The organism is Streptomyces sp. NPDC093111 (assembly GCF_040683955.1).
Lineage (GTDB): Bacteria > Actinomycetota > Actinomycetes > Streptomycetales > Streptomycetaceae > Streptomyces.
On record NZ_JBFBNW010000001.1, the window covers coordinates 425979 to 447516 of the forward strand.

Below are 21538 nucleotides of genomic sequence, written 5' to 3' on the forward strand. Positions count from 1 at the left end.
CCCATGGGACTCGAAGAGAAGCTGCCCAGCGGTTTTCTGCTGACCACCGTCGAACAGGCCGCGGGCTGGGTCCGGAAGGCCTCCGTCTTCCCCGCGACCTTCGGCCTCGCCTGCTGCGCCATCGAGATGATGACGACCGGCGCCGGGCGGTACGACCTGGCCCGCTTCGGCATGGAGGTCTTCCGCGGCTCACCGCGTCAGGCCGACCTGATGATCGTGGCCGGCCGCGTCAGCCAGAAGATGGCGCCCGTCCTGCGGCAGGTCTACGACCAGATGCCGAACCCCAAGTGGGTCATCTCCATGGGGGTTTGCGCGTCTTCGGGCGGAATGTTCAACAATTACGCGATTGTGCAGGGCGTTGACCACATTGTTCCGGTTGACATCTATTTGCCGGGTTGCCCGCCGCGCCCGGAGATGCTGATGGACGCGATCCTCAAACTCCACCAGAAGATCCAGGGCTCCAAGCTGGGCGTGAACGCCCAGGAAGCGGCCCGCGAGGCGGAGGAGGCGGCGCTCAAGGCGCTGCCGACCATCGAGATGAAGGGTCTGCTCCGGTGAGCGACGAAACCCCGAACCCCGAGAAGGAGCTCAGCGCGCAGAACCTTCCGGGACAGCGCGGCGAGCACGGCGAGGAGGTCCGCGTCCAGCGCGGCATGTTCGGCGCGAACAACGGCGGCGACACCTCCGGCTACGGCGGCCTGGTCCGCTCGGTACGCCTGCCGGGACCCGCCTCCCGCCCGTACGGCGGCTGGTTCGACGAGGTCGCCGACGAACTCGAAGGCGCCCTGGAGGAGCAGGGACTCCTCCCGGAGAACGCCATCGAGAGGACGGTCGTCGACCGCGGCGAGCTCACCTTCCACATCGAGCGCGAACACCTGGTCCGGGTCGCCCGCACCCTGCGCGACGACCCCGCCCTGCGCTTCGAGCTGTGCACCGGCGTCTCCGGCGTCCACTACCCGGGCGACAAGGGCCGCGAGCTGCACGCCGTCTACCACCTGCGCTCGCTCACCCACGGCCGGCTGCTGCGCCTGGAGGTCTCCGCCCCCGAGGGCGACCCGCGCATCCCGTCGCTGGTCCCGGTCTACCCGACCAACGACTGGCACGAGCGCGAGACGTACGACTTCTTCGGCATCGTCTTCGACGGCCACCCCGCGCTGACCCGGATCATGATGCCGGACGACTGGCCGGGCCACCCGCAGCGCAAGGACTACCCCCTCGGCGGCATCGCCGTCGAGTACAAGGGCGCCCAGATCCCGGCTCCGGACCAGCGGAGGTCGTACTCGTGACCAGCCCCAACGCGTCGACCGCACGCGAGACCACGGAGGGGACCGTCTACACGGTCACCGGCGGCGACTGGGACGAGGTCGTCCAGTCCGCCGCCAAGGCCGACGACGAGCGCATCGTCGTCAACATGGGCCCCCAGCACCCGTCCACCCACGGCGTGCTCCGGCTCATCCTGGAGATCGACGGCGAGACCGTCACCGAGGCCCGCTGCGGCATCGGCTACCTCCACACCGGCATCGAGAAGAACCTCGAATACCGGACCTGGACGCAGGGCACCACCTTCGTCACGCGCATGGACTACCTCACCTCGTTCTACAACGAGACGGCGTACTGCCTCGGCGTGGAGAAACTGCTCGGCATCACCGACGCCATCCCGGACCGGGCGAGCGTCATCCGGGTGCTCCTCATGGAGCTCAACCGGCTCTCCTCGCACCTGGTCTGCATCGCCACCGGCGGCATGGAGCTCGGCGCCACCACGATCATGATCTACGGCTTCCGGGACCGCGAACTGATCCTGGACCTGTACGAGCTGATCACCGGCCTGCGCATGAACCACGCGTTCATCCGCCCCGGCGGCCTCGCCCAGGACCTCCCGCCCGGCGCCGTCGACGCCGTGCGCGAGTTCGTGAAGACCATGAAGAAGAACCTGCCGGAGTACGACAAGCTCGCCACCGGCAACCCCATCTTCAAGGCCCGCATGCAGGACGTCGGCTACCTCGACCTCACCGGCTGCATGGCCCTCGGCGCCACCGGACCGATCCTGCGCTCCGCGGGCCTCCCGCACGACCTGCGCAAGACCGACCCGTACTGCGGCTACGAGAACTACGACTTCGAGGTCCCCACCGCCGACAGCTGCGACTCCTACGGACGCTTCCTCGTCCGCCTGGAGGAGATGCGCCAGTCGCTGCGGATCGTCGAGCAGTGCCTGGACCGGTTGGAGCCCGGCCCGGTCATGGTCGGCGACAAGAAGATCGCCTGGCCCGCCCAGCTGGCCCTCGGCCCGGACGGACTCGGCAACTCCCTCGACCACATCAAGAAGATCATGGGCACCTCCATGGAGGCCCTGATCCACCACTTCAAGCTGGTCACCGAGGGCTTCCGGGTCCCCGCCGGACAGGCCTACGCGGCCGTCGAGTCGCCCAAGGGCGAACTCGGCGTGCACGTCGTCTCCGACGGCGGCACCCGCCCCTACCGGGTCCACTTCCGCGACCCGTCCTTCACCAACCTCCAGGCCATGGCCGCGATGTGCGAAGGCGGCCAGGTCGCCGACGTCATCGTCGCCGTCGCGTCCATCGACCCCGTGATGGGAGGCGTCGACCGATGACGGACGGACACACCAGTCTCGGGATGCCCCAACTGCCCGCGCCCGACTACCCCGCCGAGGTCCGCGCCCGGCTGGAACAGGACGCGAAGGCGATCATCGACCGCTACCCGGGGTCCCGCTCCGCGCTCCTGCCGATGCTGCACCTCGTGCAGTCGGAGGAAGGCCATGTCACCCGCACCGGCATGCGCTTCTGCGCCGAACTCCTCGGCCTGACCACCGCCGAGGTCACCGCGGTCGCCACCTTCTACACGATGTACCGGCGCAAGCCCTCCGGCGACTACCAGGTCGGCGTCTGCACCAACACGCTCTGCGCGGTCATGGGCGGCGACGCCATCTTCGAGGAGCTCAAGGAGCACCTCGGCGTCGGCAACGACGAGACCACCCCCGACGGCAAGGTCACCCTCGAACACATCGAGTGCAACGCGGCCTGCGACTTCGCGCCCGTCGTGATGGTCAACTGGGAGTTCTTCGACAACCAGACGCCCGACTCCGCCAAGCGGCTCGTCGACGACCTGCTGGCCGGGCGCCCCGTCGCCCCCACCCGCGGCGCGCCGCTGTGCACGTTCAAGGAGACCGCGCGGATCCTCGCGGGTTTCCCCGACGAGCGCGAGGGCGCCGTCGAGGCCACCGGCGGAGCCGGCCCCGCCTCGCTCGTCGGCCTGCGCCTGGCCAAGGGGGAGACCCCCCAGCGCCGGATCGTCCACCCGCGTGGCGAGGCGGCCCGTGAGGAGGGGGAGTGATGACCTTGGCAGCCGAGATCAACAACAGCAGCCCCGAGAAGCTGCTGTCGCCCGTCCTGTCGGCGTTCTGGGACCAGCCCGATTCCTGGACCCTGGACACCTACCGACGGCACGAGGGCTACGAGGGCCTGCGCAAGGCGCTCGCGATGTCGCCCGACGACCTCATCGCGTACGTCAAGGAGTCCGGCCTGCGCGGCCGCGGCGGCGCAGGCTTCCCCACCGGGATGAAGTGGCAGTTCATCCCGCAGGGCGACGGCAAGCCGCACTACCTCGTCGTCAACGCCGACGAGTCCGAGCCGGGCACCTGCAAGGACATCCCGCTCCTCTTCGCCAACCCGCACTCCCTCATCGAGGGAATGATCATCGCCTGCTACGCGATCCGCTCCGAGCACGCGTTCATCTACCTGCGCGGCGAGGTCGTCCCCGTCCTGCGCCGCCTGCACGAGGCGGTCCGCGAGGCGTACGAGGCCGGCTACCTCGGCCGGGACATCCTCGGCAGCGGCCTGAACCTCGACATCACCGTGCACGCCGGCGCCGGCGCGTACATCTGCGGCGAGGAGACCGCGCTGCTCGACTCGCTCGAAGGGCGCCGCGGCCAGCCCCGGCTGCGTCCCCCCTTCCCCGCGGTCGCCGGTCTGTACGCCTGCCCCACTGTGGTGAACAACGTCGAATCCATCGCCTCGGTTCCCGCGATCCTGAACAAGGGCAAGGACTGGTTCACCTCCATGGGGACCGAGAAGTCCCCCGGCTTCACGCTCTACTCGCTCAGCGGGCACGTCACCTCGCCCGGCCAGTACGAGGCCCCGCTCGGCATCACCCTGCGCCAGCTCCTCGACATGAGCGGCGGGATGCGCGCCGGCCACCGGCTCAAGTTCTGGACCCCCGGCGGCTCCTCCACCCCGATGTTCACCGAGGAGCACCTCGACGTCCCGCTCGACTACGAGGGCGTCGGCGCCGCCGGATCCATGCTCGGCACCAAGGCCCTCCAGTGCTTCGACGAGACCACCTGCGTGGTCCGGGCCGTCACCCGCTGGACCGAGTTCTACGCCCACGAGTCCTGCGGCAAGTGCACCCCCTGCCGCGAGGGCACCTACTGGCTCGTCCAGCTGCTCCGCGACATCGAGGCCGGCAAGGGCGTGATGAGCGACCTCGACAAGCTCAACGACATCGCCGACAACATCAACGGCAAGTCGTTCTGCGCCCTCGGCGACGGCGCCGCCTCGCCGATCTTCTCCTCGCTGAAGTACTTCCGCGACGAGTACGAGCAGCACATCACGGGCCAGGGCTGCCCCTTCGACCCCGCCAAGTCCACCGCCTGGGCGGACAAGCACCGGGAGGTGAACGCATGACAGTCACCACGTCCGCCCCCTCCGGGGGTGGTGCGGCGGTCCCGCCGGAGGACCTCGTCACGCTGACCATCGACGGCATCGAGATCTCCGTCCCCAAGGGGACCCTGGTGATCCGGGCCGCCGAGCAGCTCGGCATCGAGATCCCCCGCTTCTGCGACCACCCGCTCCTCGACCCGGCCGGCGCCTGCCGCCAGTGCATCGTCGAGGTCGAGGGCCAGCGCAAGCCCATGGCGTCCTGCACCATCACCTGCACCGACGGCATGGTGGTCCGCTCCCAGCTGACCTCGCCGGTCGCCGAGAAGGCCCAGCACGGCGTGATGGAGCTGCTGCTCATCAACCACCCGCTGGACTGCCCGGTCTGCGACAAGGGCGGCGAGTGCCCGCTGCAGAACCAGGCCATGTCCCACGGGCAGGCCGAGTCCCGCTTCGAGGGGAAGAAGCGGACCTACGAGAAGCCGGTCAACATCTCCACCCAGGTGCTGCTCGACCGCGAGCGCTGCGTGCTCTGCGCGCGCTGCACCCGCTTCTCCAACCAGGTCGCCGGCGACCCCATGATCGAACTGGTCGAGCGCGGCGCGCTCCAGCAGGTCGGCACCGGCGAGGGCGACCCCTTCGAGTCGTACTTCTCCGGCAACACCATCCAGATCTGCCCGGTCGGCGCGCTGACCTCGGCCGCCTACCGCTTCCGCTCCCGCCCCTTCGACCTGGTGTCGACGCCGAGCGTCTGCGAGCACTGCGCGGGCGGCTGCGCGACCCGCACCGACCACCGCCGCGGCAAGGTCATGCGGCGGCTCGCCGCCGAGGACCCCGAGGTCAACGAGGAGTGGGTCTGCGACAAGGGGCGGTTCGGCTTCCGGTACGCGCAGCAGCGCGACCGGCTCACCACCCCGCTGGTCCGCAACCCCGAGACCGGCGTCCTGGAGGCGGCCTCCTGGCCCGAGGCGCTCGACGCCGCGGCCCGCGGGCTCGTGCGCGGGCGCACCGGCGTCCTGGCCGGCGGCCGGCTGACCGTCGAGGACGCCTACGCCTACGCCAAGTTCGCCCGGGTCGCCCTCGACACCAACGACGTCGACTTCCGGGCCCGCGTCCACTCCGGCGAGGAGGCCGACTTCCTGGCCTCCGCCGTCGCCGGCCGCGGCCGTGACCTGGACGGCACGGGTGTCACGTACACCTCGCTGGAAGCCGCGCCCGCCGTGCTCCTCGTCGGCCTGGAGTCCGAGGAGGAGGCCCCCGGCGTCTTCCTGCGGCTGCGCAAGGCGTGGAAGAAGAAGGGCCAGCGGACCTACGCGGTCGCCGCGTTCGCCACCCGCGGCCTGGAGAAGACCGGCGGCACCCTGCTCGCCGCCGCCCCCGGCACCGAGACCGAGTGGCTCGACGCCCTCACCTCCCGGGTCGGGCTCTCCGCCGACGGACTCGCCGCCGCCGAGGCGCTGCGCCAGGACGGTGCCGTCATCGCCGTCGGCGAGCGGCTCGCCGGAGTGCCCGGGGCGCTCACCGCCGCCCTGCGGACCGCCGCCGCCACCGGCGCGACGCTGGTGTGGATCCCGCGCCGGGCCGGAGAGCGCGGCGCCGTCGAGGCGGGCGCCATCCCGGCGCTGCTGCCCGGCGGCCGGCCGGTCACCGACCCGCGCGCCCGGGAGGAGGTCGCCGAGGTCTGGGGCGTCCGCGAACTCCCGCACGGCTACGGCCGCGACACCGGCCAGATCGTCGAGGCCGCCGCCACCGGCGAACTCGGCGCGCTGCTCGTCGGCGGCGTCGACGTCGACGACCTGCCGGACCCGGCCCGCGCCCGCGAGGCCCTCGACGCGGCCTTCGTGGTCTCGCTCGAACTGCGGCCCGGCGCCGTCACCGAACGCGCCGACGTGGTCCTGCCGGTCGCCGCGGTCGCCGAGAAGCCCGGCACCTTCCTCAACTGGGAAGGCCGCGCCCGGCTCTTCGAGGCCGCGCTCAAGCCGGAGCAGATGACCCGGACGCTGCCGCCCGCCGACGCCCGCGTGCTCCACATGCTGGCCGACGCCCTGGACGCCCACCTCGCGCTGCCGGACCTGCGGTCCGTACGGCGCGAGCTGGACCGGCTCGGCGGCTGGACCGGCGAGCGCGCCACCGAGCCCGCCGAGCCCGGCCAGTCCGCCGCCCGCCCGGGCGACGGCGAGGCCGTCCTCGCCGGGCACCGGCTGCTGCTCGACCTCGGGCGGCTCCAGGAGGGCGACACGGCGCTGGCCGGCACCCGGCACGCCGCCGTCGCCCGGCTCTCCGCCGCCACCGCCGCCGCCACCGGCGTCAAGGACGGCGACTCCCTCGAAGTCACCGGGCCCGCGGGCGCGGTCCGCTTCCCCCTCCAGGTGACCGAGATGCCCGACCGGGTGGTCTGGCTCCCGCTGAACTCGGCCGGTCACGGCGTCCTCGCCGGCACCGGCTCCCGCCCCGGCGACCTGGTCCGCATCGGACCGGCCACCCTCACGGAGGTGGAGGCATGAACACGCTGCTCGCCGCCGAAGACCTGTCCATGTTCGGGCGCGACCCCTGGTGGCTCGTCCTCGTCAAGGCCGTCTTCTGCTTCGCGTTCCTGATGGTGACCGTGCTCTTCTCCATCGTGTGGGAGCGCAAGGTCGTCGCCTGGATGCAGCTGCGCATCGGCCCCAACCGGCACGGCCCCTGGGGCATGCTCCAGTCGCTCGCCGACGGCATCAAGCTGATGCTGAAGGAAGACCTGATCGTCAAGCGGGCCGACAAGGTCGTCTACGTCCTGGCCCCGGTCATCGCCGCCATCCCCGCCTTCATGGCCATCGCCGTGATCCCCTTCGGGCCGGCCGGCAACGAGGTGTCGATCTTCGGCCAGCGCACCACGATGCAGCTCACCGACCTGCCGATCGCGATGCTCTACATCCTCGCGGTCGCCTCCGTCGGCATCTACGGCATCGTGCTCGCCGGCTGGTCCTCCGGCTCCACGTACCCGCTGCTCGGCGGACTCCGCTCGGCCGCGCAGATGATCTCGTACGAGATCGCCATGGGCGCCGCGTTCGCCTCCGTCTTCCTCTACTCCGGGTCGATGTCGACCTCGACGATCGTGGAGGCGCAGGCCGACCGCTGGTACATCGTGCTGCTGCCGGTCTCCTTCATCATCTACATCGTCACCATGGTGGGCGAGACCAACCGCGCCCCCTTCGACATGCCGGAGTCCGAGGGCGACCTGGTCGGCGGCTTCAACACCGAGTACTCGTCCATCAAGTTCGCGCTCTTCATGCTCGCCGAGTACGTGAACATGGTGACCGTCTCGGCCGTCTCCGTGACCCTGTTCCTGGGCGGCTGGCGCGCCCCCTGGCCGATCTCCGGCTTCTGGGAGGGCGCCAACCACGGCTGGTGGCCGATGCTCTGGTTCGTCCTCAAGGTCCAGCTGCTGCTCTTCTTCTTCATCTGGCTGCGCGGCACGCTGCCCCGCGTCCGCTACGACCAGCTGATGAAGCTGGGCTGGAAGGTGCTCCTGCCGGTCTCCGTGGTCTGGCTGATGCTGGTCGCCACCGTCCGGGCGCTGCGCAACGAGAACTACGACTTCCAGACCATCGTGCTGTACGTCGCCGGGGCCGTCCTCGGAGTCCTGCTGCTCTCCTTCGTCTTCGACGTCTTCCGCGACAAGAAGGGCAAGGCGGCGGCGGACGCGGAGGCCGCGGAGACCGGCGCGTTCGACCCGATGGCGGGCGGCTTCCCCGTACCGCCCAAGCCGGGACAGTCCCTGCCGCCCGTGCCGCGGCGCCGGCCCCGCCAGGAGCGGGAGCTGATCGTCAGCGGCGGCGCCGATACCGCTACCGCGACTGAGGGAAAGGAGACGGACGGTGTCTGATTTCCAGAATCCGGTGGCCGGCTTCGGCGTGACCTTCAAGGCCATGTTCAAGAAGCGGCTGACCGAGCAGTACCCGGAGCAGCCGAAGACGACGGCGCCCCGCTTCCACGGCCGGCACCAGCTCAACCGTCACCCCGACGGCCTGGAGAAGTGCGTCGGCTGCGAGCTGTGCGCCTGGGCCTGCCCCGCCGACGCCATCTACGTGGAGGGCGCCGACAACACCGAGGAGGAGCGCTACTCCCCGGGCGAGCGCTACGGCCGCGTCTACCAGATCAACTACGCCCGCTGCATCCTGTGCGGGCTGTGCATCGAGGCGTGCCCCACCCGCGCGCTGACGATGACCAACGAGTTCGAACTGGCCGACTCCTCCCGCGAGAACCTGATCTACACCAAGGAGCAGCTGCTCGCGGGCCTCGAAGAGACCATGGTCGACACCCCGCACGCCATCTTCCCGGGCATGGACGAGCAGGACTACTACCGGGGCCTGGTCACCGAGGCCGCGCCCGGCACCGTCCCGCAGGTCGCCGTGTCCAAGGGCGAGAAGGGCGAGCCGGAGGGGGCGGACGCATGAGCGTGACACTCGCCTCGTACGCGACCTCCACGGGTGAGGCCCTCCAGTTCTGGGTGCTCGGCACGATCGCCGTCGTCGGCGCCCTGTGCACGATCCTGATGAGGCGGGCCGTGCACTCCGCGCTCTGCCTCGCCGGCACCATGATCATCCTGGCGGTCTTCTACCTCGCCAACGGCGCCTACTTCCTCGGCATCGTCCAGATCGTCGTCTACACCGGCGCGATCATGATGCTCTTCCTCTTCGTCGTCATGCTGGTCGGTGTCACCGCCGCGGACTCGCTGAAGGAGACCATCAAGGGCCAGCGCTGGTGGGCCGCCCTGTGCGGACTCGGCTTCGGCGTCCTGCTGTTCGCCGGCATCGGCCACGCCTCGCTCACCGAGTTCAACGGCCTGGGCACCGCCAACACCGCCTCCGGCGGCAACGTCGAGGGCCTCGCCGCCCTCATCTTCACCAAGTACGTGTTCGCCTTCGAGATCACCGGCGCGCTGCTCATCACCGCCGCCCTCGGCGCGATGGTCCTCACCCACCGCGAGCGCACCGAACGCGCCCACACCCAGCGCGAGCTGGCCGAGCAGCGCGTGCGCGAGGGCAAGCACCTCCCGCCGCTGCCCGCCCCCGGCGTCTACGCCCGGCACAACGCGGTGGACATCGCCGGCCTGCTGCCGGACGGCACCCCGGCCGAGCTGAGCGTCATGCAGACGCTGCGCAAGCGCGGCCAGATCCGGGACGTCTCCAGCGAGGCGCTCGCCGACCTCAAGGCCCTCGAACAGCGCTCCGAGGAGCGGCTGGGCCGGGACGCAGAGGAGGCTTCGCGGTGAATCCCGTCAACTACCTGTACCTCTCCGCGCTGTTGTTCACCATCGGCGCGGTGGGCGTACTCATCCGGCGCAACGCGATCGTGCTCTTCATGTGCGTCGAGCTGATGCTCAACGCCTGCAACCTCGCGTTCGTCACCTTCTCCCGCATGCACGGCAACCTCGACGGCCAGATCATCGCCTTCTTCACGATGGTCGTGGCCGCCGCGGAGGTCGTCGTCGGACTCGCGATCATCGTGTCCGTCTTCCGAGCCCGCCATTCGGCCTCGGTCGACGACGCCAGCCTGATGAAGCTGTGAGGGGCTGACCGTGGACAACCTCATTGCGCTGCTCGTCGCGGCGCCCCTGCTCGGAGCCGCCGTCCTGCTGTGCGGCGGCCGGCGGCTCGACAAGGCCGGGCACTGGCTCGGCACCGTGCTCGCCGCCGTCTCCTTCGGCATCGGCGTGGTCCTCTTCGCCGACATGCTCTCCAAGAGCGCCGACGACCGGGCCCTGCACCAGACCCTGTACACCTGGATCCCGGTCGAGGGCTTCCAGGCGGACATCGCCTTCCAGCTCGACCAGCTGTCGATGACCTTCGTGCTCCTCATCACCGGGGTCGGCACGCTCATCCACGTCTACTCGATCGGGTACATGGAGCACGACGAGCGGCGCCGCCGCTTCTTCGGCTACCTCAACCTGTTCGTCGCGGCGATGCTGCTGCTGGTCCTCGCCGACAACTACCTGCTGCTCTACTTCGGCTGGGAGGGCGTCGGCCTCGCCTCGTACCTCCTGATCGGCTTCTGGCAGCACAAGCCCAGCGCGGCCACCGCCGCCAAGAAGGCCTTCCTGGTCAACCGGGTCGGCGACATGGGCCTGTCGATCGCGATCATGCTGATGTTCACCACCTTCGGGACATTCGCCTTCGGGCCGGTCCTGGAGTCGGCCGGCGAGGCGTCCGAGGGCAAGCTCACCGCGATCGGCCTGATGCTGCTCCTCGCGGCCTGCGGCAAGTCCGCCCAGGTGCCGCTGCAGTCCTGGCTCGGCGACGCGATGGAGGGCCCGACCCCGGTCTCGGCCCTCATCCACGCCGCGACCATGGTCACCGCGGGCGTCTACCTGATCGTCCGCTCCGCCGACATCTTCAACGGCGCCCCCGACGCCCAGCTCGTCGTCACCGTGGTCGGCGCCGTCACGCTCCTCTTCGGTGCGATCGTCGGTTGCGCCAAGGACGACATCAAGAAGGCGCTGGCCGGCTCGACGATGTCGCAGATCGGCTACATGATCCTGGCGGCCGGCCTCGGCCCCATCGGCTACGCCTTCGCGATCATGCACCTGGTGACGCACGGCTTCTTCAAGGCCGGGCTCTTCCTCGGCGCCGGTTCGGTCATGCACGGCATGAACGACGAGGTGGACATGCGCCACTACGGCGGCCTGCGGAAGTACATGCCGGTCACCTTCGTCACCTTCGGCCTCGGCTACCTCGCGATCATCGGCTTCCCCGGCCTGTCCGGCTTCTTCTCCAAGGACAAGATCATCGAGGCGGCCTTCGCCAAGGGCGGCACCGAGGGCTGGATCCTCGGCGCGGTCACCCTGCTGGGCGCCGCCATCACCGCGTACTACATGACCCGCGTGATGTTCATGACCTTCTTCGGCGAGAAGCGCTGGCAGCCCGACGAGAAGGGCGAGCTGCCGCACCCGCACGAGTCGCCCAAGTCCATGACCGTCCCGATGGTCCTGCTCGCCTTCGGCTCGGTCTTCGCCGGCGGGATCTTCGGGATCGGCGACCGCTTCGTGAAGTGGCTGGAGCCCGTCACCTCCTTCGAGCACGGGCACCCGCCGATCAGCGCCGGGGCGATCACCGCCGCGACCGTCGCCGTGATGGTCCTGGGCGTCGGCCTCGCCTACCTCCAGTACGGACGCCGGCCGGTCCCGGTCGTCGCCCCGCGCGGCTCGCTGCTCACCCGGGCCGCCCGCCGCGACCTCCTCCAGGACGACTTCAACCACGTCGTCTTCGTCCGGGGCGGCACGCACCTCACCCGCTCCCTGGTCTACGTCGACCACAGCCTCGTCGACGGCGTCGTCAACGGCACCGCGGCCTCGGTCGGCGGTCTGTCCGGCCGGCTCCGCAAGCTGCAGAACGGCTACGCCCGGTCGTACGCGGTCTCCATGTTCGGAGGTACGGCGGTGCTCATCGCCGCGACCCTGCTGATGAGGGCGGTGTAATTCCGATGTCCTTCCCGCTCCTTACGGTGACGGCAGCGGTGCCGGCGGTCGGTGCGATCCTCACCGCCGCCGTGCCCGCGGCCCGCCGTACCGCCGCCAAGTGGCTCGCGCTGCTGGTCTCGCTCGCCACCCTGGTGCTCGCCGCCGTCGTCTTCGTACGGTTCGAGCCCGGCGGCGACCGCTACCAGCTCGTCGAATCGCACGCCTGGATCAAGGACTTCGGCGTCCGCTACGAGCTCGGCGTGGACGGCATCGGGGTGGCGCTCATCGCGCTCACCGCGCTGCTCATCCCCTTCATCGTCCTCGCCGGCTGGCACGACGCCGACCCCCTGGAGACCTCCTCCACGCGGTGGCGGCCCACCCAGGGCTTCTTCGCCCTGATCCTCATGGTCGAGGCGATGGTGATCCTCTCCTTCGAGGCCACCGACGTCTTCCTCTTCTACATCCTGTTCGAAGCCATGCTCATCCCGATGTACTTCCTCATCGGCGGCTTCGGCGACCGCGCCCACGCGGGCTCCGACGAGAACGCGGCGGCCCAGCGCTCGTACGCGGCCGTCAAGTTCCTGCTCTACAACCTGGTCGGCGGCCTGATCATGCTGGCCGCGGTCATCGGCCTCTACGTCGTCGCCGGCAACTTCTCCCTCACGGAGATCGCCGAGGCGCGGGCCAACGGCTCGCTGGAGATGGCGACCAGCACCGAGCGGTGGCTGTTCCTCGGCTTCTTCTTCGCCTTCGCGGTGAAGGCCCCGCTGTGGCCGCTGCACACCTGGCTGCCGAACGCGATGGGGGAGGCCACCGCCCCGGTCGCCGTCCTCATCACCGCCGTCGTCGACAAGGTCGGCACCTTCGCGATGCTCCGCTTCTGCCTCGGGCTCTTCCCGGAGGCGTCGAAGTGGGCCACCCCGGTGATCGTCACCCTCGCGCTGATCAGCATCGTGTACGGGGCGCTGCTCGCCGTCGGCCAGCGGGACATCAAGCGCCTGGTCGCCTACGCGTCGATCTCGCACTTCGGCTTCATCGTCATGGGCATCTTCGCGATGACCAGCCAGGGCCAGTCCGGCGCCACGCTCTACATGGTCAACCACGGCATCTCGACCGCCGCGCTGATGCTGGTCGCCGGCTTCCTGATCTCCCGGCGCGGCTCGCGGCTCATCGCCGACTACGGCGGCGTGCAGAAGGTGGCCCCGGTGCTCGCCGGGACCTTCCTGATCGGCGGCCTCGCCACCCTGTCGCTGCCCGGACTCGCCCCGTTCGTCAGTGAGTTCCTGGTCCTCGTCGGCACCTTCTCGCGCTACCCGGTGGCCGGGATCGTCGCCACCACCGGCATCGTCCTCGCCGCGCTGTACGTCCTCGTCCTCTACCAGCGGACGATGACGGGCCCGGTGAAGGAGGAGGTCCGCGAGCTGCCGGACCTGCGGGTGCGCGAGCTCGCCGTGGTCGTCCCGCTGATCGCCGTACTGATCTTCCTCGGGGTCTTCCCCAAGCCGCTCACGGACGTCGTCAACCCGGCGGTCCAGCACACCATGTCCGATGTCCAGCAGAAGGACCCGAGCCCCGAAGTGGAGGCGGCCAAGTGAGCACCCCGGCTGTCCACACCCTGTGGACGACGGCCGCCGAGCCGATCAACAAGATCCCGGCACCCCACATCGAGTACACGCAGCTGTCGCCCGTGCTCATCGTGGTCGGCGCGGCGGTCGTCAGCGTCCTCGTCGAGGCCTTCGTGCCGCGCAGGGGCCGTCACTACACGCAGGTGTTCCTGAGCGTCCTGGCGCTCGTCGCCGCGTTCGCCGCGGTCGTCGGCCTCGCCGCCGGCGGCTACGGCTCCACCAAGGCGCACCTCGCCGCGATGGGCGCCATCGCCGTCGACGGGCCCGCGCTGTTCCTCCAGGGCACCATCCTGCTCGCCTCGGTCGTCGCGATCCTCACCTTCGCCGAGCGCAGGCTCGACCCGGCCGACCACGGCCACCGGGTCGACTCCTTCGCCGCCGAGGCCGCCGCGGTCCCCGGCAGCGAGCAGGAGCGGGCGGCCGTGAAGGCCGGCTTCACCACCACCGAGGTGTTCCCGCTCGCCCTGTTCGCGGTCGCCGGCATGCTGGTCTTCCCGGCCGCCAACGACCTGCTGACCCTGTTCATCGCGCTGGAGGTCTTCTCCCTCCCGCTCTACCTGCTGTGCGCGGTCGCCCGCCGCAAGCGCCTCCTCTCGCAGGAGGCCGCGGTCAAGTACTTCCTGCTCGGCGCCTTCTCCTCGGCGTTCCTGCTCTTCGGGATCGCCCTGCTCTACGGCTACGCGGGCTCCGTCTCGTACGCCGCGATCGCCGACGTCGTCGACGGCGACGTCGCCGGGATCGACCCGGCGCTCGCCGACACCATGGGCAACGACGTCCTGCTGCTCATCGGCTTCGCCCTGGTGCTGATGGGGCTGCTGTTCAAGGTCGGCGCCGTCCCGTTCCACATGTGGACCCCGGACGTCTACCAGGGCGCCCCGACCCCCGTCACCGGCTTCATGGCCGCCGCGACGAAGGTCGCCGCGTTCGGCGCGATGCTCCGCCTGCTGTACGTGGTGCTGCCGGGCCTCACCTGGGACTGGCGGCCGGTCATGTGGGCCGTCGCCATCGTCACCATGCTGGGCGGTGCGATCGTCGCCATCACCCAGACCGACATCAAGCGGCTGCTCGCGTACTCCTCGGTCGCCCACGCCGGGTTCATCCTGGCCGGTGTCATCGCGGCCACGCCCAGCGGCGTCTCCTCGGTCCTGTTCTACCTGGGCGCCTACTCCTTCGTGACGATCGGCGCCTTCGCCGTGGTCACCCTGGTGCGGGACGCGGGCGGCGAGGCCACCCACCTGTCCAAGTGGGCCGGTCTGGGCCGCCGTTCGCCGCTGGTCGCGGCGGTCTTCGCGGTCTTCCTGCTCGCCTTTGCCGGCATCCCGCTGACCTCCGGCTTCTCCGGGAAGTTCGCCGTCTTCAAGGCGGCGGCGGACGGCGGCGCGGGCGCCCTGGTCGTGGTCGGTGTGATCTCCTCCGCGATCGCCGCGTTCTTCTACATCCGGGTGATCGTGCTGATGTTCTTCAGCGAGCCGAAGGCGGACGGCCCCACGGTCGCCGTGCCCTCGGGCCTCACCTCGGTGGCGATCACCGCCGGTGTGGTCGTGACGCTGGTGCTCGGCTTCGCGCCGCAGTACTTCCTGGACCTGGCGAACCAGGCGAGCGTGTTCGTGCGCTAGCCGCCCCACCCGGTCCCGAAGGGCCCGGCCACCGCCTCGCGCGGCGGCCGGGCCCTTCGGCGTCCGCCGGGGTGGCCCGCGGCGTCCGCCGGGGCTGGCCCGCCGAAGGGCGCTGTGTCATCGTGAACGACCGAATTGGTCTCGACCAGTTGAGGGAGGCCGCACGATGGCATTACCCCTGCACCGCCTGGAGGTCCGCCTCCCCGAAGCCGTCCCCTTCGCCGCCGGCAGCTTCGACACCATCGGCCCCATGTCCAGGGCCGCGTTCCCGCACCGCCACACCTTCTACGAGTTCGTCCACGTCACCCGGGGCACCGGCACCCACGTCGTCGACCTGGCCCGCTGGGAACTGCGCCCGCCGCACCTCGGCCTGATCCTGCCCGGCCAGGTCCACCACTGGGAGAACGCCCGCGACCTCGACGGCACCGTCGTCCTGTTCACCCCCGAGTTCCTGCTCGACCACCCCGCCGACCGGGACCTGCTGCGCCGCCTCGGCGAACACCCCTGGCTCCGCCTCGACCCCGCCGAACACGCCCACATCAGCCGCCTGATGACCGAACTCACCGAGGAGTACGGGCAGGTCGACGCCGGCTTCGCCTCCGTCCTGCGCTCCCTCCTGCACGTCCTGCTGGTCCGCACGGCCCGCCTCGGCGCCCGCGCGCCCGTCCGTCGCCGCCCGCCGCCGCCCGGGCGGCACGCGGTGGTCGCCGAGGAGTTCGCCCGGCTGGCCGCCCGGACCGGGGCCGAGGGCGTCCGGTCGGTACGGGAGTGCGCCGAGCGGCTCGGGGTCACCCCCGGCTACCTCACCGAGGCGGTACGGGCCGCACTCGGCCGCACCCCGGCCGGAATGCTGCGGGAGGCGCGTACCCAGGAAGCCCAACGCCTGCTCGCCCGCACCGACTTGTCCGTCCGGCAGATCGCGGCCAGGACCGGCTTCGACGACCCCGCGTACTTCAGCCGGTTCTTCCGCCGGGAGACCGGGATGAGCCCCGGGGACTTCCGAAAGCACCACGACCGCCGTGTTCCGTCCCTCGAAGCGGGCCCCGGCCCGGCCTAGGTTTCTGGACGATCGTTCAGCCCCCCACCCGAGGAGCAGGCATGGACAGCGAGACCAGCAGCACCGGCCACGTCACGCGGAAGGCCGTGCTGCGCGCGGCGATCGCCGCCGGCATGGCCGTCCCCACGGTGCTCATGGGCGTCCCCGCGCTCGCCCGCACGCTCACCGACGGCACCGTCGCGCCGGCCCTGACGCCGGAGTGCGACGACGGCGACCACCCCACCGTCCAGCAGATAGAGGGCCCCTACTTCAAGCCCAACTCCCCCCTGCGGTCCAGCCTGTTGGAGGCGGGCACGCAGGGCGTGCGGCTCACCGTCAGCGGCTACGTCTTCGGGCGGGCCTGCCTGCCGGTGTCCGGGGCGCTGCTCGACTTCTGGCAGGCCGACACCAACGGCGGGTACGACAACACGGGCTTCCGCTTCCGGGGGCACCAGTTCACCGGCGCGGACGGCTCGTTCAAGCTCACCACGATCGTGCCGGGGCTCTACCCGGGCCGCACACGGCACCTCCACGTCAAGGTGCAGGCCCCGGGCCGGCCGATCCTGACCACCCAGCTGTACTTCCCGGGGGAGCCGCGCAACAACACGGACTCGATCTTCGACGCGCGGCTGCTGATGAACGTGCGGGACGCGGGCGGCGCCAAGGAGGCGGCCTTCGACTTCGTCCTCGACGTGCCGCAGACCCCCAACCCGACGCCCACGCCGACCCCGACGCCGACGACCCCCGGGGGCACCTGGGCCGTCGGGACCGCCTACCGGGCGGGGGACGCGGTCACCTACGCCGGGCGGGGCTATGTGTGCCTCCAGGCCCACATAGCCCAGCCCGGCTGGGAGCCGCCGACGGTGCCCGCTCTGTGGCGGGCCGCCTGAGCGGCTCCTGAGGGGCCCCTCAGGGGCCCCTGGGAGGACGTCAGCCCGCGTTCGGCGCGATCCGGCCCGTGACCTCGCCGAGCGCGATCCGGGTGCCGTCCGCGCCGGGCGCCCAGGCGGTCAGCGTGACCTCGTCGCCGTCCTCCAGGAACGTCCGCTTGCCGAAGGGCAGTTCGAGGACGTCGCGGCCGTTCCAGGTGAGTTCGAGGAGCGAGCCCCGCTGGCCGACCTCGGGTCCGGAGACCGTGCCGGAGCCGTAGAGGTCGCCGGTGCGCAGGGAGGCGCCGTTCACCGTCATGTGGGCCAGCTGCTGGGCGGCGGTCCAGTACATGGTGGAGAACGGCGGCTCGGCCACCACCTCGCCGTTGATCGTCACGGTGATCCGCAGGTCGAAGCCGCCGGGCTCCTCCTCGGCCGCGTCGTCCAGGTACGGCTGGAGCGCGAACTCGCGGGCCGGCGGTGCGACCCGGGCGGCGTCCAGGGCCTCCAGGGGGGTCACCCAGGCGGAGACGGAGGTCTGGAACGACTTCCCGAGGAACGGGCCGAGCGGCACGTACTCCCAGGCCTGGATGTCGCGGGCCGACCAGTCGTTCAGCAGCGTCAGACCGAAGACGTGCTCGCGGAAGTCGCCGAGCGCGACCGGTTCGCCGAGCGTGGACGGGGTGCCGACGAGGAAGCCGACCTCCGCCTCGATGTCCAGCTTCACGGACGGCCCGAAGACCGGCGCCGGGTCGGCGGGCGCCTTGCGCTGACCGGCCGGGCGGACCACGTCGGTGCCGGAGACCACGACGGTGCCGGCCCGCCCGTGGTAGCCGATCGGCAGGTGCTTCCAGTTCGGGGTGAGCGCGTCGCCGTCGGGGCGGAAGATGTGGCCGACGTTGGTGGCGTGGTGCTCGCTCGCGTAGAAGTCGACGTAGTCCGCGACCTCGTACGGCAGGTGCAGGGTCACCGCGTCCAGCGGGTGCAGCAGCGGCTCCACGACCGGCCGGTGCGCGGGCACGGTCAGCCAGCCGGTGAGCGCGCGGCGCACGTCGCGCCAGGCGGTGCGGCCGGCGGCGAGCAGCGGGTTCAGGCTCGGCTGGGCGAGCAGCGCGGCGTACGGCGACCCGAGCGCGTGCGCGGCGGCCCCCGCGTCGAGCACGTGCCCGCCGATCCGGACACCGAGGCGGCGCCGGCCGGGCTCGTCGGCGGTGCTGAAGACGCCGTACGGAAGGTTGTGCGGGCCGAAGGGATCGCCCTCGGCCAGGTCGAGCGGGCTCTGCTCGGGCATCGGTGCTTGCCTCGCTTTCCAGGTGTGTGGGGGACACGTTACGGGGCGGGCGGCGAGGCGCGGATGACATGTGTCACACGGAAAGAGGGGCCTCCGTGGGCAACTGTCCCGGTTCAGGCGGTTTGCCTTTCCTGTGGGTCCGCTGTGTCGAGGTGAACGTGTTCAGACCCCTGTTCCGACGGCGGATTCCAGCCATACGATCACGGGGACGTCGCGCCGCGTGAGTTCCCCGCGGGCGCGGTCCCACCACTCGTTCCACACTCGCCCGACCAGCAGGGACAAGGTCCATCTTGAAGATCCGTCGCATCCTCGCGACCGCCGTGGCCGCCGCCGTGACCACCCCGGTCGTCTTCCTCTCCGCCGCCCCCGCCTTCGCGGACACCAAGCCCGGCACCGCCGCCGAGGCGCGCAACAAGAAGCCCACGCTGGACGAGCTCCGCCTCGCGGTCACCAAGGCGCAGGCCGAGTACGACGCGGCCGTCGTCGCCGACTCGGACGCCCAGCGGGCCATGGACGAGTTCGTCAAGCCGACCAACCCGCTGGCCATCACCGCCGCCACCGCGCGGAAGGCCTCCGCCGAGGCGGGCGCCGCCAAGGTCCTCGCCGACGAGGCGCTGACCAAGGCCAAGGACGCCCAGGCCAAGCTGCCCGCCGACGCGCCGCAGGCGGACAAGGACGCGGCCCAGAAGGCCGTGGACGACGCCCAGAAGGCCGCCGACGAGGCGAAGACCACCGCCGACACCAAGGCCGCCGCCTACACGGCCGCCGACAAGGCGTACGACGACGCGGCCGTCGAGCTCTCCCGCAAGATCAACAAGGCCCAGAACGCCAAGAAGGACGCCCTCAAGGCGCTCGACGCGGCCAAGGCCGACCTGAAGGCGGCCGAGGAGGAGGAGCCGGGCGAGGACGAGTGCGCGGACGACAAGAACGTCGTCGCCACCCTCACGGGTCCGGCCAAGGTCACGGCCGGCACCAGCGCCGTCTTCAACCTGCGGGTGACCAACAAGGGCAAGGTCGCCTTCGACGAGTTCGACGGTGACGCGGTCGCGTACTCCCTCGACGGCTTCCCGAACGAGACCTTCGACATGGCCTGGTCCTCGGCGAACAGCCCGAAGTGGCAGACGATCGACCTCGACTCGGACGTCTACGAGGGCTTCTCCAGCCTCGCCGCGATCAAGCCGGGCGCTTCCTTCGACTTCAAGCTGAAGGTCACCGTCGACGCCAAGGCCAAGGCCGGCGACGCGGAGATCCTCGGTGGCGGCCGCTACATGAACAAGGACGGCGCCTGCGGGTACGCCCCTGAGCCCGCGTCCGCCGAGTTCACCGTCGTCAAGCCCGCCAAGCCCGCCCCCGGCAAGGACACCGGCAAGGGCAACGGCGGCAACGGGAACACCACCGAGCAGGGCGGCTCGTCGAAGACGCCGGTCACCAACGGCACCTCCGGCTCCACCGGCGGCACCCTCGCCAAGACCGGTTCGAGCGACACCACCCTGCCGATCGCCCTCACGGGCGGCGCGGCCGTGGTGCTCGGCGCGGGCGCGATGGTGCTCGTGCGGCGCCGCAAGGCGGGCGCGGACGCGTAAGCGGATCCGTACGGCATGAACAGGGTCCCGATTCCGTCATGCGCGGGATCGGGGCCCTCTTTTCTTTCGAAGGGAACCTTGATGAAGCTCCGTCGCATTCTCGCCACCGCCGTAGCCGCGGCGGCCATGACCGCACCCGTCGCGGTCCTTGCCGCCGCCCCCGCGGTCGCGGCCACGGACGTCCGGCAGGAGGCGAAGCCGACCGTCGAGGAGCTGCGGCTCGCGGTGACGAAGGCGCAGGCGGCGTACGACGCCGCGGTGCTCAACGACGCCGAGGTCCAGAAGAGGGTGCTGGCCGCCCTCAAGTCGCTGTATCGGGGCGGCGACCATCCGCTCGCCGTCGCCTCCGACGCGGCGGACAAGGCGGCCAAGGCCGCCGCCGCCGCGAAGACCGAGGCGGACGCCAAGCTGGACAAGGCGCGGGCCGACCAGGACGCGCTGCCCGACGACGCGACCCCCGAGCAGGAGGACGCGGCACAGAAGGCCGTGGACGACGCGCAGAAGGCGGTCGACGAGGCCGTGGCCGCGAAGACCGAGGCGGACGCGGAGGCCGCGCGCGCGGACGACGAAAGGGTGGACGCGATGGTCGCCGCCGCGCGCGAGGCCGGGGTGGCCCGCTCGGCGAGGGAGGACGCCCTGAAGGCCCTCGACGCCGCCAAGAAGGCGCTCGACGACGCGGAGAAGGCGACGGGGGGGAAGGAGTGCGCGCGGGACGACGTGCTCGCCGTCGCGCTGACGGGCCCGAAGTCGATCAAGGCCGGCGGCAGCGGTGTCTTCACCTACCGCGTCACCAACACGGGCGAGCGCACCCTGGACAAGGTCACGTCCAGCGCCTTCGCCTTCGGCTGGGAGAAGATCGAGCAGGACTGGCGGCACGTGCACCTCGCCTGGTCCTCGGCGGACAGCCCGAAGTGGCAGACCGGCGGGAAGGGCTACGCGAACCTCTCCGCCGCGCTGAAGCCCGGGGGCTCCGTCGACTTCAAGCTCAAGGTGAGCGTGGACGCCGACAGCAAGTCCACCAAGGGCGAGCTGGTCGTCGACCCGACCCGCTACACCGACGCGACCGGCGGTTGCGGCCTCTCGAAGGACGGCGGCTACCGGCAGTTCACCATCACCCACAAGCCCGGCAAGCCGAACCCGGGCGAGAGCTCCGGCGGCTCCACGACGGGCGGCGGCACGGGTGGCTCCACCGGCGGCACGGGCGGTTCCACCGGCTCCGCCACGGGCGGCGCCACCGGCTCGGCGACCGGCGGCGGCCTCGCCACCACCGGTTCGAGCGACGCCACGATGCCGATCGCCCTGGCGGGCGGCGCGGCCGTGGTGCTCGGCGCGGGCGCGATGGTGCTCGTGCGGCGCCGCAAGGCGGGCGCGGACGCGTAAGGGGGGACGGACGGCGGGCCGGCGGTCTTC

At 71.1% G+C, this 21538-nt stretch carries 18 protein-coding genes; 17 read left to right on the plus strand and 1 reads right to left on the minus strand.

The window, feature by feature from the left end; all coding sequences use genetic code 11:
* Positions 1-3: 3 nt before the first annotated feature.
* The 15 genes from AB0Q96_RS01985 to AB0Q96_RS02055 all read left to right on the plus strand — a co-directional run bounded on the left by AB0Q96_RS01985 (position 4) and on the right by AB0Q96_RS02055 (position 17275).
* Positions 4-558 (plus strand): NADH-quinone oxidoreductase subunit B family protein, encoded by a 555-nt coding sequence (locus AB0Q96_RS01985; protein ID WP_046908830.1) that lies wholly within the window; start codon positions 4-6, stop codon positions 556-558.
* Positions 555-1286, plus strand: a complete 732-nt coding sequence (locus tag AB0Q96_RS01990; RefSeq protein ID WP_365321078.1) for an NADH-quinone oxidoreductase subunit C — start codon at positions 555-557, stop codon at positions 1284-1286. Before AB0Q96_RS01985 ends, AB0Q96_RS01990 begins: the two co-directional genes overlap by 4 nt.
* Positions 1283-2608, plus strand: a complete 1326-nt coding sequence (locus AB0Q96_RS01995; protein WP_365321079.1) for an NADH-quinone oxidoreductase subunit D — start codon at positions 1283-1285, stop codon at positions 2606-2608. The genes AB0Q96_RS01990 and AB0Q96_RS01995 overlap by 4 nt, the downstream gene beginning before the upstream one ends.
* Complete coding sequence (gene nuoE, locus AB0Q96_RS02000; RefSeq protein ID WP_365321080.1) at positions 2605-3348, plus strand: NADH-quinone oxidoreductase subunit NuoE; 744 nt, start codon at positions 2605-2607, stop codon at positions 3346-3348. Before AB0Q96_RS01995 ends, nuoE begins: the two co-directional genes overlap by 4 nt.
* Complete coding sequence (gene nuoF, locus AB0Q96_RS02005) at positions 3348-4697, plus strand: NADH-quinone oxidoreductase subunit NuoF (RefSeq protein WP_365321081.1); 1350 nt, start codon at positions 3348-3350, stop codon at positions 4695-4697. Before nuoE ends, nuoF begins: the two co-directional genes overlap by 1 nt.
* Complete coding sequence (locus tag AB0Q96_RS02010) at positions 4694-7174, plus strand: NADH-quinone oxidoreductase subunit G (protein WP_365321082.1); 2481 nt, start codon at positions 4694-4696, stop codon at positions 7172-7174. The genes nuoF and AB0Q96_RS02010 overlap by 4 nt, the downstream gene beginning before the upstream one ends.
* Positions 7171-8535, plus strand: a complete 1365-nt coding sequence (gene nuoH / locus AB0Q96_RS02015; RefSeq protein ID WP_365321083.1) for an NADH-quinone oxidoreductase subunit NuoH — start codon at positions 7171-7173, stop codon at positions 8533-8535. Before AB0Q96_RS02010 ends, nuoH begins: the two co-directional genes overlap by 4 nt.
* Positions 8528-9106 carry an NADH-quinone oxidoreductase subunit NuoI gene (gene nuoI / locus AB0Q96_RS02020; protein ID WP_365321084.1) on the plus strand — a complete coding sequence of 193 codons (579 nt, stop codon included), beginning with the start codon at positions 8528-8530 and terminating at the stop codon, positions 9104-9106. The genes nuoH and nuoI overlap by 8 nt, the downstream gene beginning before the upstream one ends.
* Positions 9103-9924, plus strand: a complete 822-nt coding sequence (locus tag AB0Q96_RS02025) for an NADH-quinone oxidoreductase subunit J (RefSeq protein ID WP_365321085.1) — start codon at positions 9103-9105, stop codon at positions 9922-9924. Before nuoI ends, AB0Q96_RS02025 begins: the two co-directional genes overlap by 4 nt.
* Complete coding sequence (nuoK, locus tag AB0Q96_RS02030; RefSeq protein ID WP_046908839.1) at positions 9921-10220, plus strand: NADH-quinone oxidoreductase subunit NuoK; 300 nt, start codon at positions 9921-9923, stop codon at positions 10218-10220. Before AB0Q96_RS02025 ends, nuoK begins: the two co-directional genes overlap by 4 nt.
* Before the next feature lie 10 nt (positions 10221-10230).
* Positions 10231-12126, plus strand: coding sequence for an NADH-quinone oxidoreductase subunit L (gene nuoL / locus AB0Q96_RS02035; RefSeq protein WP_365321086.1), 1896 nt, complete (start codon positions 10231-10233; stop codon positions 12124-12126).
* A gap of 5 nt (positions 12127-12131) precedes the next feature.
* Positions 12132-13703 (plus strand): NADH-quinone oxidoreductase subunit M, encoded by a 1572-nt coding sequence (locus AB0Q96_RS02040; RefSeq protein WP_365321087.1) that lies wholly within the window; start codon positions 12132-12134, stop codon positions 13701-13703.
* Positions 13700-15349 carry an NADH-quinone oxidoreductase subunit NuoN gene (gene nuoN, locus AB0Q96_RS02045; protein ID WP_365321088.1) on the plus strand — a complete coding sequence of 550 codons (1650 nt, stop codon included), beginning with the start codon at positions 13700-13702 and terminating at the stop codon, positions 15347-15349. The genes AB0Q96_RS02040 and nuoN overlap by 4 nt, the downstream gene beginning before the upstream one ends.
* Before the next feature lie 166 nt (positions 15350-15515).
* Entirely contained in the window at positions 15516-16406 is an 891-nt protein-coding gene (locus tag AB0Q96_RS02050) for an AraC family transcriptional regulator (RefSeq protein ID WP_365321089.1), read from the plus strand.
* Positions 16407-16447: 41 nt separating this feature from the next.
* Entirely contained in the window at positions 16448-17275 is an 828-nt protein-coding gene (locus AB0Q96_RS02055) for a carbohydrate-binding protein (protein WP_365321090.1), read from the plus strand.
* A 40-nt stretch (positions 17276-17315) separates the two neighbouring features.
* Here AB0Q96_RS02055 and fahA read toward each other — a convergent pair whose 3' ends face one another.
* Positions 17316-18545, minus strand: coding sequence for a fumarylacetoacetase (gene fahA / locus AB0Q96_RS02060; protein WP_365321091.1), 1230 nt, complete (start codon positions 18543-18545; stop codon positions 17316-17318).
* Between the two features lie 290 nt (positions 18546-18835).
* Between fahA and AB0Q96_RS02065 the strand changes: the two genes are divergently transcribed.
* Together AB0Q96_RS02065 and AB0Q96_RS02070 are read left to right on the plus strand one after the other, a co-directional pair.
* Complete coding sequence (locus AB0Q96_RS02065; RefSeq protein ID WP_365321092.1) at positions 18836-20128, plus strand: cell envelope integrity protein TolA; 1293 nt, start codon at positions 18836-18838, stop codon at positions 20126-20128.
* 81 nt (positions 20129-20209) lie between these two features.
* Complete coding sequence (locus AB0Q96_RS02070) at positions 20210-21508, plus strand: LPXTG cell wall anchor domain-containing protein (protein WP_365321093.1); 1299 nt, start codon at positions 20210-20212, stop codon at positions 21506-21508.
* The last annotated feature ends 30 nt before the right edge of the window (positions 21509-21538 follow it).